Consider the following 1,005-nt stretch of genomic DNA (forward strand, 5'->3'; position numbering starts at 1 on the left):
CTTAATACAATAGTTCTAAAAATGAATGAGCTTAGTAACAGGATTGATAAACTGAGTACAAAAAATGTATAGCTAAACTATATATTTATACTATACCATACTACTGTATAATAAAATATAAACAAATTTATATTTACAGACGCTTTTTTAAAAAAATGATGTCAGTATAAATTTTTTAAAAAAATAAATAAAGAGCAACTTATATTTCTTTATATTTTTTTACTAAGAGTATACAAAAAATAAATTTATAAGGAGTGCGGTATGCAAAAATTAAAACCTTCAGACAAAGAAAAAAATATAGGGATAACTTTGAGAGTTACAAAGACAGCATTTCAAGAGATGAAGAAAGAGGCTGACAGTTTGAATATGAGAGTAAGCAAGTATTTATTAGAACTGCATAAAATGTATATCAATGAAGTAAATAAAAAGTAATCAGCCTAAATAAAAAAAGAGGGTAAGGTTCTGCGAAAACCTTACCCTTGAAACATAATTTAAATAAAGGATTCAAACTATGCGTAATAGCTATATTCTAATACTATTTTTAAAAATAGTAAATAGCATTCTATTAATTTTATTTGAAATTATTAATCAAAATAAATATCAAAAATTATACTCAATATTAAAAAAGAGCAATCTTATATTAACATTGATTATAAATATTTTATCAATATTTCATTTTGATTAAGACTTAAAAAATAGGGCTGAAACTCTGCAAAGTTCCAGCCCTGAATACTTCACATTAAAAGGAGGTGATTCCTTATGAGTACTGGTGAAATATTCATCATCATAATAGCATTAATATTGCTTATACAAGAAATAAAAAAATAAGCAATATACAGGGTAAGGTTCTAGGAAAACCTTACCCTAAAAAACATCATTTTAAATGGAGATATAAAACAATGTCCTATATTAACATCAAAATTATATTACTGTTTTTAAAAATAGTAAAGTACATTTTAACTTTTTTCATCAAAATAATCAATAAAGATAAATACAAAAAACTGC

Annotated in this window: 1 protein-coding gene; it reads left to right on the forward strand. The window is 23.5% G+C overall.

Annotated elements, in window-relative coordinates; all coding sequences use genetic code 11:
• Positions 1 to 261: 261 nt before the first annotated feature.
• Positions 262 to 432, forward strand: a complete 171-nt coding sequence (locus F811_RS16560) for a hypothetical protein (protein ID WP_020003282.1) — start codon at positions 262 to 264, stop codon at positions 430 to 432.
• Positions 433 to 1,005 lie beyond the last annotated feature (573 nt).

The sequence above is a fragment of the Brachyspira innocens ATCC 29796 genome (assembly GCF_000384655.1).
Lineage (GTDB): Bacteria > Spirochaetota > Brachyspiria > Brachyspirales > Brachyspiraceae > Brachyspira > Brachyspira innocens.